Below are 14,121 nucleotides of genomic sequence, written 5' to 3'. Positions count from 1 at the left end.
TGGCATAGAAAATGGTGAACAGATGGCTTTGACCGTCGGTGTGATTGGCGCAGGCCAGCTGGCCCGCATGATGATTCCCGCGGCCGTGAACCTCGGCATCGACCTGAGGGTTCTCGCCGAAGCCGACGGCATGTCCGCCGAGCTCGCCGCCGTGCGCGTCGGCGATTACCGTGACCTGCCCACCGTGCTCGCCTTCGCGAAAACCGTCGACGTGATCACCTTCGACCACGAGCACGTGCCGCAGCAGATTCTGCGCGAGCTCGTACGTGAGGGCGTCACCGTGCATCCCGGCCCCGACGCCCTGCTCTACGCGCAAGACAAACTGCTCATGCGCGAGAAACTCGCCGAGCTGGGCCTTCCCGTACCGGACTGGGCCCGCATAACGGAGCCGTCGGGCCTCGCCGACTTTTTGCAGCAGCACGGCGGCCGCGCCGTGGTGAAGACCGCTCGCGGCGGCTACGACGGCAAGGGCGTGCGCGTGGTCAGCCACGAACACGACGTCGACGACTGGTTTCAGGCGCTCGCCGAAGACGGCAACGACGGTGCCCTGCTGGTCGAAGAGCTCGTGCACTTCAGCCGCGAACTGGCCCAGGTGGTGGCCCGCCGCCCGAGCGGCGAGATCGCAGTCTGGCCGGTCGTGGAGACCGTGCAGAAGGGCGGCGTCTGCGCCGAGGTCATTGCGCCGGCCCCCCAGTCCGCGGGGCGACTGGCCGACGTCGCCACCGACATCGCCGTGGCCGTGGCCGAGGGCATCGGCGTCACCGGGGTGCTCGCCGTCGAACTGTTCCAAACCACGGATGAGCGCCTCCTCATCAACGAGCTGGCGATGCGCCCGCATAACAGCGGTCACTGGTCGATCGACGGGTCCACGACCAGCCAGTTCGAGCAACACCTGCGGGCGGTGCTTGACCTGCCGCTCGGTGCGACCGGTGCCAGGGACCCGTGGACGGTCATGGTGAACATCTTCGGCGGACCGGCCTCGGGCTCACTCGGTGACCGGTATGGGGCGGCTCTAGCGCAGCATCCGCACGTGAAAGTGCACAACTACGGCAAGGCCTCCCGGCCCGGCCGCAAGGTGGGCCACGTCACCGCGGGCGGCGACGATCTCGACGAAGTTGTCTACCAGGCGCGTGCCACTGCACAAATCTTTCAGGACTGAGCCATAGGATCATCTGCGTGCCAGATAACACCGAGACATCCACTGTGCTCAAGCCGCTCGTCGGCCTGGTCATGGGCAGCGACTCCGACTTCACCGTCATGAGCGCTGCTGCGCAAACCCTCAAGGACTTCGGGGTGGCGCACGAAGTACAGGTGGTTTCGGCGCACCGCACCCCCGAACGGATGCTCGACTACGGCCGCAGCGCACACGCTCGCGGCCTCAAGGTGATCATCGCCGGAGCCGGGGGAGCCGCGCACCTGCCCGGCATGCTCGCCGCCATGACCACCCTGCCGGTGGTGGGGGTGCCCGTTCCGCTCGGGCTGCTCGACGGCCTCGACTCGCTGCTGTCGATCGTGCAGATGCCGGCCGGCGTGCCGGTCGCCACGGTGTCGATCGGCGGGGCGAAGAACGCCGCGCTCATCGCGATCAAGATTCTCGCCACGAGTGACGACGCGTTGCGCCTGAAGCTTGAAGACTATTCTGTGCAGCTCCAAGAGCTGGTCGAGCAAAAGAACCGGGACCTCCAAACGCGATTATGAGTAGTGTCTCCGACCCGATCCGGCACCCGAATTCCGGCTCCACGCGCATCATGACGACGCGTGCGTGGTGGCTTGTCGTACTCAATCTTGTGCTGCCCGGCTCGGCGCAGGTGCTCGCCGGCAACCGCCGGCTCGGTCGGTTCGGTCTTCGCGCCACGCTCACGCTGGTCACCACCGCCATCGTCGCCGGCGCGGTCTACCTGCTCTGGCCCGAGGTGGTGCTCACCGTCTTCACGAGCACCGTCGGCCTGTGGGTCGCCGCCGCTGTACTCGCGTTTTACGCGCTGACCTGGCTTGTGCTCACCGTCAACACCCTCGGCCTGATCAACCTGGTGAAGGCCGCTCCCGGCGCCCGCCCGATCATCGCCGCGTTCTCGGCTGCGCTCATGGTCGTGGTGTGCGGCACCGCCGGTTACGGTGCGTTCGTCGCCACCTCGGCGAGCGGCTTCCTCTCCTCCGTCTTCGTCGGCGGGCCGAGCGAACCGCCGGTCGATGGCCGGTACAACATTCTGCTGCTCGGCGGTGACGCCGGAGCCGACCGTGACGGTCTGCGCCCCGACAGCATCTCGGTGGTCAGCATCGACGCCACGACCGGCCAGGCCACAACCATCAGCCTGCCGCGCAACTTGGAAAACGTGCCGTTCTCGGCCGGCTCCTCGCTTGGCGCGCTCTACCCCGAGGGCTACGGTTCCATCGACGGATGCGACGTGTCGGCCTGCATGCTCAACTCCATCTTCACCGAAGCCGAGCTGAAACGCCCCGAGTATTATCCCAACGCCACGGCCGAGGGCAGCTCCCCGGGCATTCAGGCCACGCTCGAGGCGGCGCAGGGCATCACCGGGCTCACGATTCAGTACTTCGTGCTCATCGACATGCAGGGCTTCTCCGACCTCATCGACGCCCTCGGCGGCGTCGACATCGACGTGCAGAACCGCGTGCCGGTGCACACCGACGAGACCTTCAGTGAGGTGTTGTTCTGGTTTGAGCCCGGCATGCAGCACATGGACGGCTACCACGCCCTCTGGTTCGCCCGCTCCCGGCACGGCACGAGCGACTACGACCGCATGCAGCGTCAGACCCAGATGCAGGAGGCCCTGCTCGCGCAGGCCAGCCCGGCGAACGTGCTCACCAAATTTCAGGGTGTCGCCGCCGCCGGCACGCGCGTTGTCAAGACCGACGTGCCGCAGGGCATGCTCGGCTACTTCGTGAACCTCGCGTCGAAGACCAAGGAACTGCCGGTCGTGTCGCTGCCGATGATTCCCGAGAACGGTGTCGACCCCGAAGACCCCGACTACGCCGCGATCCAAGCCATGGTCGCCGCGGCTCTCGCTCCCGCGCCCACCGCCACCCCCACCCCGTAGCCCTCACGCCGCCAGTCTCAACCCGCTGGTCGTGTCGGGACAGGCTCGACACCCGAGCCGAGACCGCAATCCCGGCACCGCAACCCGCCTGATAAAGGCCCGCATCGCGCAAGCGGATGCCTACGAGTGCGTCAACTGGTTCACTCGCTGCGTCGAGAGCCCGAGTAGACGTGCGCTGTCGCGCTGAGTGATCCCGCGATCGGCGAGCATTCGAACTGCCTCGCGGCGTAGCCGAGCGGCCTCCTTCACAGCCTCGCGCGCCGTCGATTCTTGCTCGTTGGCGACGGACCACAGTGATTTGACGTCGTCGGGAATCAGAACCGTCACGGAGACCTCTACCTCGCTGGGGTCTACGTTGAGCCACAGAGCGGCGACCTCGTGCGCGGCATCGTCAATTTCGGAGATCCGGCGCGCCTGGCCTACGGTGTCAAGCTCGGGAATCTGAATGAACCACCACTTTCCGTCACGAATGGCGGTGGCTTCAAGCTTGCGAATCATGGTCGTTCCTTCCTATCGCCAGCTTGGTGGAAACGCTGGGAGCTTCTTCATAAGCTGGCCCACTACTCCTGCGGAAACGTCACCATGTGCCGGAATCGATTCCTTGACAGATTCGTCAGGAAGCCCCCAAAGCTCGTGGCTTCCCTTGCCTTGTCGGAGTAATACCCAACCTTGGGATCGCAGGAACCGAACCACATCTCGGTATTTCTGCGCTCTTGGCATGATAGTAATCTAGCCCCGGATAGAACGCAATATCACCCCCGGGCTAGATAATGCCCGGTCATCGCTCCAGATCGGCAAAGACATCGTCAAGCACATTGTGCGGGTCCGGGGCTCGATCGCTGACATCCAGGGCGAGCTGCAGCACCTGAAGCACGTCGAAAACGCGAAAGAGTGACACGCCCACCTTCGCGGATTCGAAGTTGACGAGCCATTCCCGAGAGACTCGTGCGCGGTCGGCTACTTGCTGTTGGGTCAGTCCCAAAGCCTCGCGTTTCTCGCGCGCCACCGCGCCAAGATCCTGTGCGGAACGTGTATACATTTCAGCCTCCACTGTGGATGATCGTGCACATGTGGCCCGGCACAGTGACCCCACATCGTGGAGCGGACACCGAGGAGTGGGTCACCCGTCGGCGATCGGCGGCTCACCCTCGCTGTGCTCACCACCGCGGCGAAACGAGAACTTCTTGTGCCCGAAGAAGCTCAGCAGTGTCGTCACCAGAAGGATGATCAGCTGGGCGAGCAGCGGCGGCACGCGCACGATCTCCACCAGCAGCGGCAGCGCGGCCGCATTGATGCCGATCGCCACCAGGTAGACGCTCACGAACCGGGCGAAGTCGCGCAGTACGTGCCCGTGCACCACGAACACAAACCGCCGGTACAGCACGAAGGCGAGGGTGATGCCGACCACGTAGGAGAGCGCGAGGCTGATCAGGTAGCCGAGGTAGACATCCGCGAACACCCACAGGGTGAAAAACGAGAAGACCAGATACCCGACCGCCGTGTTCGTGGCGCCGACCGCGAGAAACCGCACCCGCTGGTCCCGCAGAAACCCCAGAAAGCTCACGAACTACAGGTCCGCGTGCAGCTGCCAGACCCGTTCGGCCGAGTCGCGCCAGCTGAACGCGCGCGACCGGTCGCCGCCGAAGATGCTCATGCGGTTGCGCAGTACGCTGTCGCCGAGCACCCGGTTGATGGCTTCGAGCAGCCGGCCGGGGTATTCCTTCGGGTCGGAGCGTTCGACCGCAACGCCGGCGTCGCCGGCCGCTTCGAGCAGGGCCGGGGCGTCGGAGTGCACAACCGGTGTGCCCAGGTGAAATGCCTCAATGATCGGCAGGGCAAAGCCTTCTTCGAGGCTCGGGTAGACGAACACGCTGGCCCGGGCAATCACCACGGCCAGATCGGAGTCGCTCAGCCCCGACAGGGCACGTACGCGGCCCGGCGCCAGCCCGGCTTCATCGGCGACCGAGGCGAGGTCGAGTTCGCCCCAGGTGTCCGGTCCGAGCACGATCAGCGGCAGGTCGGGTGCTCCCGGCAGCCCGAGCGCCGTGATCAGCGCTGTCACGCCCTTGCGCGGGTCGAGCGAGCCGGAGGTCAGCAGGTACTGCGACGGGAGGTCCAGCGCCTGCAGGCGCTCTTCTACGAGGGGGATGGCCGGCAGCACGAGGCCCCGCCCCACGGCGCCGCCGATCACGCGCACCCGGTCGCCGAGGTTCATGATCTCGGTCAGCTGGCGTGCCACGGCGTGGCTGGGCACGACGATGGCGTCGGCGTGCTTGCGGGCACGCTTGAGCATGCCCTTGGTCCAGGCCACGGTTGCCGGGGTCAGCGACGACGGATGCGTCCACGCCAGCACGTCATGCAGCGTCACCGCAATCTGGGTGCCGTCCTCGGCCCGGTTGTGGCGGCGCAGCGGTGCGAGCAGTCCCGGCGCGTGAATCAGTCCGGTGCCCGACGACGCGGTCACGCCGAGCGCCCAGGCCGCAGCGAGCTCGCGTCGGGCCAGCGACGTCTTGTGCAGGTTGCCCAGGCCGGGCAGCGCGGCCTCGATCAATTCGTACTCTGCGGGGGTCGACGACGAGACGATGCCCTCAACGTCGCACCCGGCCGGCGCACTCGCGATCAGCGCGCGGGTGAGTTCCTCGGTGTACCGCCCGATTCCGCCCGGAACCGGGGCGACCATCTGGTCGACGACTACCCGCAGAGTGATCATGCAGTCTCGAAAACTCCCGCAGCGAAAGCCTCAGCCTGGGCGTCCTGCCAGCTGCGCATCGGCGCAATCCCGGCGGCGGCCCAGTGGGCGTGGCCGAGCACCGAGTAAGCCGGCCGCGGTGCGGGCAGCACAAAGGCCGAGCTGTCGGTCGGCAGCACGCGTTCCGGGTCGAGCCCGGCCAACGCGAACACGTCGCGGGCCTGGTCGAACTTCGACGCCAGGCCGGAGTTCGTGCCGTGATAGATGCCGGCGGGCGCGTTGGAGTCGAGCAGCAGCACGATCTGCGCGGCCAGGTCCACCGTCCAGGTGGGCTGGCCCACCTGATCGTTGACGACGTTCAGCGTGTCGCGCGTGGCAGCGGCCTTGAGCATGGTTTTGGCGAAGTTCGGGCCGTTCTTGCCATACAGCCACGCGGTGCGCACGATGTAGCTGCGCGGCCCGTTCTCCACCTGCACGAAGTCTTCGCCGGCCGCCTTGGTGCGGCCGTAGGCCGAGATCGGGCTGTGCGGCGTGTTCTCGGCGTAGGGCGCGGTGGCACTGCCGTCGAAGACGTAGTCCGTCGAGATCTGCACGAGCTTCGCTTGCATAGCGGATGCCGCCACCGCCAGGTTCCACGGCCCCACCGCGTTCACGGCGTAGGCCTCGTCTTCATTCGTTTCGGCGTCGTCGACCTTGGTATATGCGGCGCAGTTGATGATGACGTCGTACCCGGCGACAGCGGCTGTGACCGCGTCAAGGTCGGTCACGTCGAGGTCGGCACGGCCGAGAGCCGTCACGTCGCGGCCGGCCAGGGCAATGCGCAGGTCGCGGCCCAGCATGCCCGTGGCGCCGGTGATCAGATAACGGGTCATATTAGATCAGAGCCGCACGAGCCTTGAGCGGTTCCCACCACTGGCGGTTGTCGCGGTACCACTGCACCACGTCGGCGAGACCCTGTTCGAACGGAACCTCGGGGGCGTAGCCCAGTTCGGCCTGAATCTTGCTGATATCCACCGAGTAGCGCAGGTCGTGGCCGAGCCGGTCGGCGACGCGGTCCACGTAGGACCAGTCCTTGCCGGTCGAGTCGAGCAGCAGCTGGGTGAGTTCCTTGTTGGTGAGCTCGGTGCCGCCGCCGATGTTGTAGATTTCTCCGGCGCGGCCGCCAACGAGCACCATGGCGATGGCGCGGGTGTGGTCGTCTACGTGCAGCCAATCGCGAATGTTGTTGCCCTCGCCGTAGAGGGGAACGTGCAGGTCGTCGATCAGGTTGCTGACGAACAGTGGAATGACCTTTTCGGGAAAGTGGTACGGGCCGTAGTTGTTCGAGCAGCGGGTGATCGACACGTTGAGGCCGTGGGTGCGGTGGTAGCTGCGGGCGAGCAGGTCGCTGCCGGCCTTCGATGCGCTGTAGGGCGAGTTGGGCTCGAGCGCCCGCTCCTCGTTCCAGGAGCCTTCGGCGATCGAACCGTAGACCTCGTCGGTGGAGACATGCACGAACCGGGCCAGCTTGTGGCGAAGCGCCGCGTCGAGCAGCTGCTGGGTGCCGAGCACGTTGGTCTCGACGAAGATCGTCGAGTCCATCACGGAACGGTCCACGTGGCTTTCGGCAGCGAAGTGCACCACCGCGTCGAGCCCGGGAAACAGGGTGTCGAGCAGCTTGCCGTCGCGAATGTCGCCGTGCACAAAGGAGTAGCGCGGGGAGTCGGCGATCGGGGCGAGGTTTTCGAGGTTGCCCGAGTAGGTGAGGGCGTCGAGCACGACAACCTCGGCGCCTTCCAGCCCCGGGTACTTGTCTTCAATCGTGCGTCGAACAAAGTTGGAGCCGATAAAACCGGCGCCGCCGGTGACGAGGATCTTCATATAGGAGTAACCGTTCCGTTCGCTTGCATGGCCTCCGCGATTCTACCGTGGCCGGCCCTTGGTTCCTGAGAGCCCCGGCAGCGGCCTGCTCAGGCATTGGGTGAGTGCACGTGTAACCATTACGATGAAATCCACCAAATAGGACAATGTCGTCCTTACAACCAGCGGTGCAAGGGAGATCGACTTGAACGATGTGGCCGAGATGATGTCTTCGACAGATTCGCGTGACGCCTGGTTGAGGGCGAGCTCCTATTGGAAGCCGACCCACATCACGATCTCCGCATGGCTCGGGCACGCTCCCTTTGCCTTTTGGCTCGTCGATGCGATTCGGCCGCGTTCCATCGTCGAGTTGGGCACGCACTTCGGCTTTTCATACTTCGTGTTCTGTGAAGCCGCGGTGCGGCTCGGGTTGGATACCCGTGCATACGCCCTCGATACATGGCAGGGCGACGATCAAGCCGGTATTTACGGTGAGGAAGTCTTCCAGTCCGTGAGCGCTACCAATAGCGCGGAGTTCTCGACCTTCTCGACGTTGCTGCGCGGCTATTTCGACGATTCGCTCGCTGCTATCCCCGACGGCAGCGTCGACCTCCTGCACATTGACGGTCGGCACGGCTATGAAGACGTCACACATGATTTCGCGGCGTGGCTGCCCAAAATGTCGAATCGCGGGGTAGTTATTTTTCATGACATCGCCGAACACCAAGAGGGATTCGGAGTCTGGCAGTTTTGGGAGGACGTTAGCAAGCAGTATCCGTCGTTTGAGTTTGAGCACGCCCACGGGCTGGGTGTCTTGGGGGTCGGGCCAGATCTGCCGCTTACGATGCAAGCATTCTTTGCCGCTTCGGCCGAGTCGCCTGGTCAGGTGCGAGCGGATTACGAGCGCCTGGGTGTCGAAATCGAAGAACTCGCCGACCTCCACGATCGCGCTCGGCAAACCGAGTCCTTGGTCAGCACGGTCGCAGCGCGCGAGGGGGTTCTCCGTGAGGTCCGGACGGAGCTTTACAACGCGCGTGCACGATTACTGGCGGCGGAGGCCGAAGTCACAGGTCTACGTCAGCAACTCGTTGCGCTTCAATCCAGCACCAGCTGGACTATCACTCGCCCGCTCCGGGCCATCAGTGCGCGGCTCAAATCATAGTCACGTGGTGGGCAGCAGAGCTCTAGCAGCCCCAGGGAGCGGCCATTGCTAGACTCCGAATGTGCAGATTCGCGAACTTTCTATCCCCGACTCATTCGAAATCACCCCCAAGCAGTTTGGTGACGACCGGGGAGTCTTTCTCGAGTGGTACCGGTTTGACAAGCTCGAGGAGAGGGTCGGCCACAAACTCGACCTTGCCCAAGCGAACACTTCCGTGTCGAAGCGTGGTTCGGTGCGCGGTATTCACTTCGCTGATGTCCCACCCAGCCAGGCCAAGTACGTCACCGCAGTTCACGGGGCCGTTCTCGACTACATCATCGACATTCGCGTTGGTTCGCCGACGTACGGCCAGTGGGACAGCGTCCTGCTCGACGACACGGATCGTCGTGCGGTCTACCTGGCTGAGGGACTCGGGCACTGCTTTGTCGCGCTGACCGATAACGCCACGGTGAGCTATCTCGTCAACAGCACTTTCAGCCCCGGCCGCGAGCACGGTATCAGCCCACTCGACGAAGAGATCGGCCTCGTGTTCCCGCCAGAAGCCGGGGAGCTGCTACTTTCTCCCAAAGATACGGAAGCCCCCACCCTCGCGGCCGCGGCTGCCTCCGGCCTGCTCCCCACTTGGGATGCCGCGCGCGCCTTTTACGCCACCTTGAACGACAGGAACTAACTCTCATGCGCGGAATCATTCTCGCCGGCGGCTCGGGCACGCGCCTGTGGCCGATCACCAAAGGCATTTCCAAGCAGCTCATGCCCATCTGGGACAAGCCGATGATCTACTACCCCCTCTCGACGCTCATGATGGCGGACATCAAAGAGATCCTGATTATCACCACTCCGGAGTACAACGAGCAGTTTCGGGCGCTGCTCGGCGACGGCTCCGATCTCGGTATCCGCATTGAGTACGCAATTCAGCCGTCTCCCGACGGCCTCGCCCAGGCATTTATCATCGGCGAGGAGTTCATCGGTGACGAGAGTGTTGCGCTCGTGCTCGGCGACAACATCTTCCACGGAGCGGGCCTCGGCTCGGCCTTACGCGGCAACGCCGAAATCGAGGGCGCGCGCATTTTCGCCTATCACGTCAGCAACCCGACATCGTACGGTGTAGTCGAGTTTGATGAGTCCGGAACAGCAATCTCGATTGAAGAGAAGCCCCCGAAGCCCAAGAGCAACTATGCCGTTCCCGGTTTGTACTTCTACGACAACTCCGTCGTCGCGATCGCGAAGACCATCGAGCCCAGCGCGCGCGGTGAGTTGGAAATCAGCACGGTAAACGAGCGCTACTTGGAGCAGGGGACCCTGCACGTGCAGGTACTCGACCGTGGAACCGCATGGCTGGACACTGGCACGTTCGACTCGATGATGCAGGCCTCCGAGTACGTGCGCGTCATTGAGGACCGTCAGGGCTTCAAGGTGGGCTGCATCGAGGAGATTGCCTGGCGCGCCGGCTGGATCACGGATGCGCAGCTCGCCGTTCTGGCTGCTCCACTAATCAAGAGCGGTTACGGTCGGTACCTGTCCGGTCTAATCGCTGTTGAATAGGTGTAAGCGGCACCCGGACTAGCGTGCTCGGCGCGCGGATATCCCGTTGCGAACAGTCTGCAGTGGATTGCGCAGCAGCCTCGCTAAGCGCTGGTTCCAAGTGTGCTGAAGGATTTCATTCTCGCCGCGAAGGTCGTCAACTTCATCGGCCAGTCGGTCTATCTCGTCAGCTAGTCTTTCATTTTCAGTCGACTGAGCAGTCTGCCTCGCGAGTGCGGATAGTCGCCGGCCCTCCACAAGTCCGATGGCGTTGTCGCGATCTGCAACTACATCTGAGGATTGGCTATGCCGCAGATTCTCGCGTCGAACGTCAGGCGGGATGGATGGACCCATTTTCAATGTGCCACCGTCATCGGTGGACAACCAATCAGCATACAGGTCGAAGGCGCGTTCAACACTGGCACGATCAGCGTCAATTCCGTCCCGGAAATCAAAAGTCTCCATGTTGAGGCGTTCAAGCATTTGCCTAAGACCGGAACTCGTTTGAACGACATGCTCATCGAGTCCACGGTCGTCAAAATAGTTGTTGATCTTTTCCTGGTGGATCGAAACAAAAGGAACGTTTTGGCTATACGCAAAAATTGATATGTGCAGTGACGAGGCCAGAACCTGAGTCATCTGCCCCACCACAGAATGAAGTTCCAACGCACTTAATCGGTCGAGAAAGATGCAGTTGTCTCGGTCAAATGGCAACGATTTCATGAACGACGCGTCCGCGTTGTAATGCGTGAACGGGATGAAGACTTTCTTGTGCGGGATCGCATTGATGATTGGAACGAGATCCTCGATGAGCCGCATGGAATGCGGAACCAATTGGATGCCGATAACAGGTTCGCCTGGCGTGATACCTGGAATTGAGAAATGATCGCTGCGCAGAACTGTTGTGGTACAAGGGACGACCGCGGCCTCAGGTACCCACTTGCGCAGGTACTCAGCTTCACGGTTGGTTCGAGCAGAGACAAAGGCGTAATCGGTCAAGTACCCCAGGTCGTCGGCCTCCGACCACACTCCGGCCGCATTCAATATATTTTGCCCGTGTGGGCGGAAGAGATCGTAATACGGGTCGCCTTTGACTCGGATGAGGTCGCCCCCGCCAACAATTAGCTGACGAGGAAATTTCGGATGGAACGGGTCGACCACTTGCGAACCTATTCCGCGATCATTCAGCGCCTGCGCCGATGCTAGACCTATCGCTATGTCCCCGGTGTTCACGCTGACAGAGTCGAAAAGAAGGCTGGCCCGGCGTGGTGACATGATTAAGTCTTTTCTCGGCAAATTCACCGTCGGTTCGTACGAAACTCTTCTATCCGCGCTCGTGTACCGAGCCCTAGAGAAAGTACCACTCGAAGGGGGAAAAGTAGTGGTCCTGAATATTTCTTGAACAGGAACCTCCTTGCGCTGTCATGATGCGCACGAATCATGCGGGTAGATTCGTCACCTTGGGTGGAGTGAGCGCCAGTATGCACGACCACGGAATTTGGTTCGTAGACGTTTCTCAGCCCTAGTTGACTAATTCGATAGCCCAGATCAACGTCCTCGAAATACATGAAGTAGCTCTCGTCGAAGCCAGCGAGTTGTTCGAACACAGACCGGCGCACCATGAGAAACGCTCCGGATAGCCAACCCGCGTCGCGGCGCGCGAGTGCGGTGCTGAGCTCGCGGCGGTAGGTGCGAGTCCACGGATTCCGGGGCCAAAGTCCCGAGAAGAGAGCGTGCCCGACACCAGAACGCAGGGAGGGAATCGTCCTGGCTGAAGGATACACGTCGCCTGTCGACGAGAGTATTCGAGGGCCCACGGCAGCAATGGAGAGGTCATTGCCAGCACTCTCAAGGAGAGTGTCGATTGCTCCGGGCGTGAGCATTACGTCAGGATTGCTGACAACAATCCATTCAATGGTAGAAGGCAGGGTCCGCACGGCCTCGTTGATTGCGTGTCCGTATCCTTGATTGGATCCCAACGGCAGATACAGTGCGCCGATGTCTGATGCAAGGCCGGAGATGGTATTGGGCTCACGCTGACATTTATTGTCGGCAATCACCACGACGAGCTGTTCGACGGACGCGTCAGCCAGGGAGGCTAGGAAAGCACCAATGACATCGTCAGACCCGTAGCTGACGGTGACGACGGCGAGTCTGCTGGATTCTAGGCGCGAGTTCGGTGGAATGGCCATACGACTCCCAATCATAGTTCTAGGCTAGATTGACATGCGGCCACTCCGGTCTGATATTCAGTGAGGTTACATGCGATACCTAAAGGAAGTTCTCGAGTCGAGAGAGCTCCTGGCCAATCTCACCCTTCGTGAGATTCGCGGTCAGTACAAACGGACGATTTTCGGTCAACTCTGGTCGCTGGTGAACCCACTGGCCTCGATGTTGGTTTACACCCTCGTCTTTGCGTTCATCCTTCGAGTGGAACCGGAAGCTGGCGACCCAAGCGGGCTGGATATTTTTGCCGTTTGGTTGCTCTGCGGGCTTCTCCCGTTCGCATTCTTCTCAAATGTGGTGCAGCAAGGCATGGGATCCATTTTGGGGAACGTTGGCCTTGTGCAGAAGGTCTACTTCGCGCGAATCGTGCTGCCCCTGTCTAAGGTCGGCTCGGTCGGATATAACTGGCTATTTGAGATGGGCGTACTCGTCGTCGTGCTCGTCATCTGCGGAGCTTTCGTCTGGCCGTGGCTCCCTCTTGTCGTCCTGACGATGGTTCTGCTGGCCATCTTCGCGGCAGGGATCGCACTCATGCTTGCCGTGGCAAACGTGCATTTCCGAGATACTCAGTATTTTGTCTCGATCATCATGCAAATCTGGATGTACTTGACTCCGATCATTTACCCCATCAGCCTCGTCACGGTCCAATCCGACAAATTTGGCGGTCTCTTCGGCACCTCGGTAACGATCCTCGATGTATACCGCATCAACCCTCTCGAGCGATTTGTTGCGGTGTTCCGTCAGCTTTTGTATGACAACCGGTGGCCAGATCCGCAGGACTTTCTACTCTGCGCGATCTGGGCATTGGCCGCGTTCACCGTGGGACTGTGGATCTTCCGACGGAGCGAGAGAGGACTGGCTGAAGCACTGTGAGCGAAATCGCCGTAGAAATTGAACACGTCAGTAAGAAATTCCGCCTCTATCACGAGCGGAATCAATCGATCAAATCTGCGATCATGCGCGGTCGGCGGTCCGTGCACGAAGACTTTTGGGCTTTGAAAGATGTCGGCTTTGAGGTCCCGGTCGGTTCGACCTTTGGCCTGATCGGTAGCAACGGGTCGGGTAAGTCGACTCTGTTGAAATGCCTCGCCAAGATCTACTACCCCGAGACCGGAAACATCACCTACAACGGCAAGATCGCTGCGCTTCTTGAAGTCGGCTCTGGTTTTCACCCCGAATTGTCGGGCCGAGAGAACATCTTTTTGAACGGTTCGATTTTGGGAATGTCCAAGAAAGAGATCACCGGAAAATTCGACGAAATCGTCGATTTCTCAGGAGTTGAACAGTTCATCGACCAGCCCGTCAAGAACTATTCGTCGGGAATGTACGTGCGGCTCGGTTTTTCCGTGGCCATCAACGTAAACCCCGACATTCTCGTAGTAGACGAAGTTCTGGCCGTGGGCGACACAGAATTTCAGGCGAAGTGTGCGCAGAAATTCGTTGATTTCAAGAATGAGGGACGAACCGTAATCCTCGTCAGCCACTCTATGGAATCCGTGCGGGAAATGTGTGACAGTGCAGCGTGGCTCAGCCACGGCGAGCTCGTCAAGGTCGGTCCGGCTGACGAAATAATTGACGCCTACCTCAAATCATTGCCGGGTGCGTCCGCAGCTTAATCGTGCGGG

Annotated in this window: 17 protein-coding genes; 8 read left to right on the top strand and 9 right to left on the bottom strand. The window is 61.8% G+C overall.

Going from position 1 to position 14,121, the window contains the following annotated elements; all coding sequences use genetic code 11:
* The first annotated feature begins 22 nt into the window (after nt 1-22).
* The 3 genes from E3O25_RS09405 to E3O25_RS09395 all read left to right on the top strand — a co-directional run bounded on the left by E3O25_RS09405 (nt 23) and on the right by E3O25_RS09395 (nt 3,059).
* Nucleotides 23-1,159 carry a 5-(carboxyamino)imidazole ribonucleotide synthase gene (locus tag E3O25_RS09405; protein WP_092107532.1) on the top strand — a complete coding sequence of 379 codons (1,137 nt, stop codon included), beginning with the start codon at nt 23-25 and terminating at the stop codon, nt 1,157-1,159.
* A gap of 71 nt (nt 1,160-1,230) precedes the next feature.
* Nucleotides 1,231-1,698, top strand: coding sequence for a 5-(carboxyamino)imidazole ribonucleotide mutase (gene purE, locus E3O25_RS09400; RefSeq protein WP_092107647.1), 468 nt, complete (start codon nt 1,231-1,233; stop codon nt 1,696-1,698).
* Nucleotides 1,695-3,059 carry an LCP family protein gene (locus E3O25_RS09395; RefSeq protein WP_241983951.1) on the top strand — a complete coding sequence of 455 codons (1,365 nt, stop codon included), beginning with the start codon at nt 1,695-1,697 and terminating at the stop codon, nt 3,057-3,059. The genes purE and E3O25_RS09395 overlap by 4 nt, the downstream gene beginning before the upstream one ends.
* Nucleotides 3,060-3,179: 120 nt before the next feature.
* On the opposite strand, the gene E3O25_RS09390 is transcribed toward E3O25_RS09395, so the two are convergent.
* The 7 genes from E3O25_RS09390 to rfbB all read right to left on the bottom strand — a co-directional run bounded on the left by E3O25_RS09390 (nt 3,180) and on the right by rfbB (nt 7,608).
* A complete protein-coding gene (locus tag E3O25_RS09390) occupies nt 3,180-3,557 on the bottom strand; it encodes a hypothetical protein (RefSeq protein WP_092107534.1) in 378 nt (125 codons plus the stop codon).
* A gap of 12 nt (nt 3,558-3,569) precedes the next feature.
* Nucleotides 3,570-3,779, bottom strand: coding sequence for a type II toxin-antitoxin system HicA family toxin (locus E3O25_RS09385; protein ID WP_092107536.1), 210 nt, complete (start codon nt 3,777-3,779; stop codon nt 3,570-3,572).
* Nucleotides 3,780-3,837: 58 nt separating this feature from the next.
* Nucleotides 3,838-4,098: a helix-turn-helix domain-containing protein gene (locus E3O25_RS09380; RefSeq protein ID WP_092107538.1), complete on the bottom strand. Its 261-nt coding sequence runs from the start codon at nt 4,096-4,098 to the stop codon at nt 3,838-3,840.
* Between the two features lie 81 nt (nt 4,099-4,179).
* Entirely contained in the window at nt 4,180-4,623 is a 444-nt protein-coding gene (locus tag E3O25_RS09375) for a GtrA family protein (RefSeq protein ID WP_092107540.1), read from the bottom strand.
* 3 nt (nt 4,624-4,626) lie between these two features.
* On the bottom strand, nt 4,627-5,769 hold the full coding sequence (locus E3O25_RS09370) for a glycosyltransferase family 1 protein (protein WP_134361021.1): 1,143 nt from the start codon (nt 5,767-5,769) through the stop codon (nt 4,627-4,629).
* On the bottom strand, nt 5,766-6,620 hold the full coding sequence (gene rfbD, locus E3O25_RS09365; RefSeq protein ID WP_092107544.1) for a dTDP-4-dehydrorhamnose reductase: 855 nt from the start codon (nt 6,618-6,620) through the stop codon (nt 5,766-5,768). The genes E3O25_RS09370 and rfbD overlap by 4 nt, the downstream gene beginning before the upstream one ends.
* A gap of 1 nt (nt 6,621) precedes the next feature.
* Nucleotides 6,622-7,608 (bottom strand): dTDP-glucose 4,6-dehydratase, encoded by a 987-nt coding sequence (gene rfbB / locus E3O25_RS09360; protein ID WP_092107546.1) that lies wholly within the window; start codon nt 7,606-7,608, stop codon nt 6,622-6,624.
* Nucleotides 7,609-7,801: 193 nt separating this feature from the next.
* On the opposite strand from rfbB, the gene E3O25_RS09355 reads away from it, so the two are divergent.
* The 3 genes from E3O25_RS09355 to rfbA all read left to right on the top strand — a co-directional run bounded on the left by E3O25_RS09355 (nt 7,802) and on the right by rfbA (nt 10,291).
* Complete coding sequence (locus E3O25_RS09355) at nt 7,802-8,749, top strand: class I SAM-dependent methyltransferase (RefSeq protein WP_241988563.1); 948 nt, start codon at nt 7,802-7,804, stop codon at nt 8,747-8,749.
* Between the two features lie 61 nt (nt 8,750-8,810).
* Nucleotides 8,811-9,419 (top strand): dTDP-4-dehydrorhamnose 3,5-epimerase family protein, encoded by a 609-nt coding sequence (locus E3O25_RS09350; protein ID WP_134361019.1) that lies wholly within the window; start codon nt 8,811-8,813, stop codon nt 9,417-9,419.
* Nucleotides 9,420-9,424: 5 nt separating this feature from the next.
* Nucleotides 9,425-10,291 carry a glucose-1-phosphate thymidylyltransferase RfbA gene (gene rfbA, locus E3O25_RS09345; protein ID WP_134361018.1) on the top strand — a complete coding sequence of 289 codons (867 nt, stop codon included), beginning with the start codon at nt 9,425-9,427 and terminating at the stop codon, nt 10,289-10,291.
* An 18-nt stretch (nt 10,292-10,309) separates the two neighbouring features.
* Here the strand turns inward: rfbA and E3O25_RS09340 are convergent, their stop codons facing one another.
* Together E3O25_RS09340 and E3O25_RS09335 are read right to left on the bottom strand one after the other, a co-directional pair.
* The gene (locus tag E3O25_RS09340) at nt 10,310-11,503 is read right to left on the bottom strand and encodes a polysaccharide pyruvyl transferase family protein (RefSeq protein WP_206750214.1); all 1,194 of its coding nucleotides are present in this window, start codon (nt 11,501-11,503) and stop codon (nt 10,310-10,312) included.
* A gap of 65 nt (nt 11,504-11,568) precedes the next feature.
* Entirely contained in the window at nt 11,569-12,462 is an 894-nt protein-coding gene (locus E3O25_RS09335) for a glycosyltransferase family 2 protein (protein WP_134361016.1), read from the bottom strand.
* A 70-nt stretch (nt 12,463-12,532) separates the two neighbouring features.
* On the opposite strand from E3O25_RS09335, the gene E3O25_RS09330 reads away from it, so the two are divergent.
* Entirely contained in the window at nt 12,533-13,369 is an 837-nt protein-coding gene (locus tag E3O25_RS09330) for an ABC transporter permease (protein WP_134361015.1), read from the top strand.
* Nucleotides 13,366-14,112 carry an ABC transporter ATP-binding protein gene (locus E3O25_RS09325; protein WP_134361014.1) on the top strand — a complete coding sequence of 249 codons (747 nt, stop codon included), beginning with the start codon at nt 13,366-13,368 and terminating at the stop codon, nt 14,110-14,112. The genes E3O25_RS09330 and E3O25_RS09325 overlap by 4 nt, the downstream gene beginning before the upstream one ends.
* Nucleotides 14,113-14,121: the final 9 nt, after the last annotated feature.

Source organism: Cryobacterium sp. TMT1-3 (assembly GCF_004402315.1).
Classification (GTDB): Bacteria; Actinomycetota; Actinomycetes; order Actinomycetales; family Microbacteriaceae; genus Cryobacterium; species Cryobacterium luteum.
The sequence above is the reverse complement of the archived record's forward strand: the minus strand, read 5'-3'. Positions and strand labels throughout refer to the sequence as shown.

What these genes read in the sequence shown, in the direction of transcription:
- E3O25_RS09405 (WP_092107532.1), top strand. Translation starts at nt 23, where the DNA reads ATGGCTTTGACCGTCGGTGTGATTGGCGCAGGCCAGCTGGCCCGCATG.
- purE (WP_092107647.1), top strand. Translation starts at nt 1,231, where the DNA reads ATGGGCAGCGACTCCGACTTCACCGTCATGAGCGCTGCTGCGCAAACC.
- E3O25_RS09395 (WP_241983951.1), top strand. Translation starts at nt 1,695, where the DNA reads ATGAGTAGTGTCTCCGACCCGATCCGGCACCCGAATTCCGGCTCCACG.
- E3O25_RS09390 (WP_092107534.1), bottom strand. Translation starts at nt 3,557, where the DNA reads ATGATTCGCAAGCTTGAAGCCACCGCCATTCGTGACGGAAAGTGGTGG.
- E3O25_RS09385 (WP_092107536.1), bottom strand. Translation starts at nt 3,779, where the DNA reads ATGCCAAGAGCGCAGAAATACCGAGATGTGGTTCGGTTCCTGCGATCC.
- E3O25_RS09380 (WP_092107538.1), bottom strand. Translation starts at nt 4,098, where the DNA reads ATGTATACACGTTCCGCACAGGATCTTGGCGCGGTGGCGCGCGAGAAA.
- E3O25_RS09370 (WP_134361021.1), bottom strand. Translation starts at nt 5,769, where the DNA reads ATGATCACTCTGCGGGTAGTCGTCGACCAGATGGTCGCCCCGGTTCCG.
- rfbD (WP_092107544.1), bottom strand. Translation starts at nt 6,620, where the DNA reads ATGACCCGTTATCTGATCACCGGCGCCACGGGCATGCTGGGCCGCGAC.
- rfbB (WP_092107546.1), bottom strand. Translation starts at nt 7,608, where the DNA reads ATGAAGATCCTCGTCACCGGCGGCGCCGGTTTTATCGGCTCCAACTTT.
- rfbA (WP_134361018.1), top strand. Translation starts at nt 9,425, where the DNA reads ATGCGCGGAATCATTCTCGCCGGCGGCTCGGGCACGCGCCTGTGGCCG.
- E3O25_RS09335 (WP_134361016.1), bottom strand. Translation starts at nt 12,462, where the DNA reads ATGGCCATTCCACCGAACTCGCGCCTAGAATCCAGCAGACTCGCCGTC.
- E3O25_RS09330 (WP_134361015.1), top strand. Translation starts at nt 12,533, where the DNA reads ATGCGATACCTAAAGGAAGTTCTCGAGTCGAGAGAGCTCCTGGCCAAT.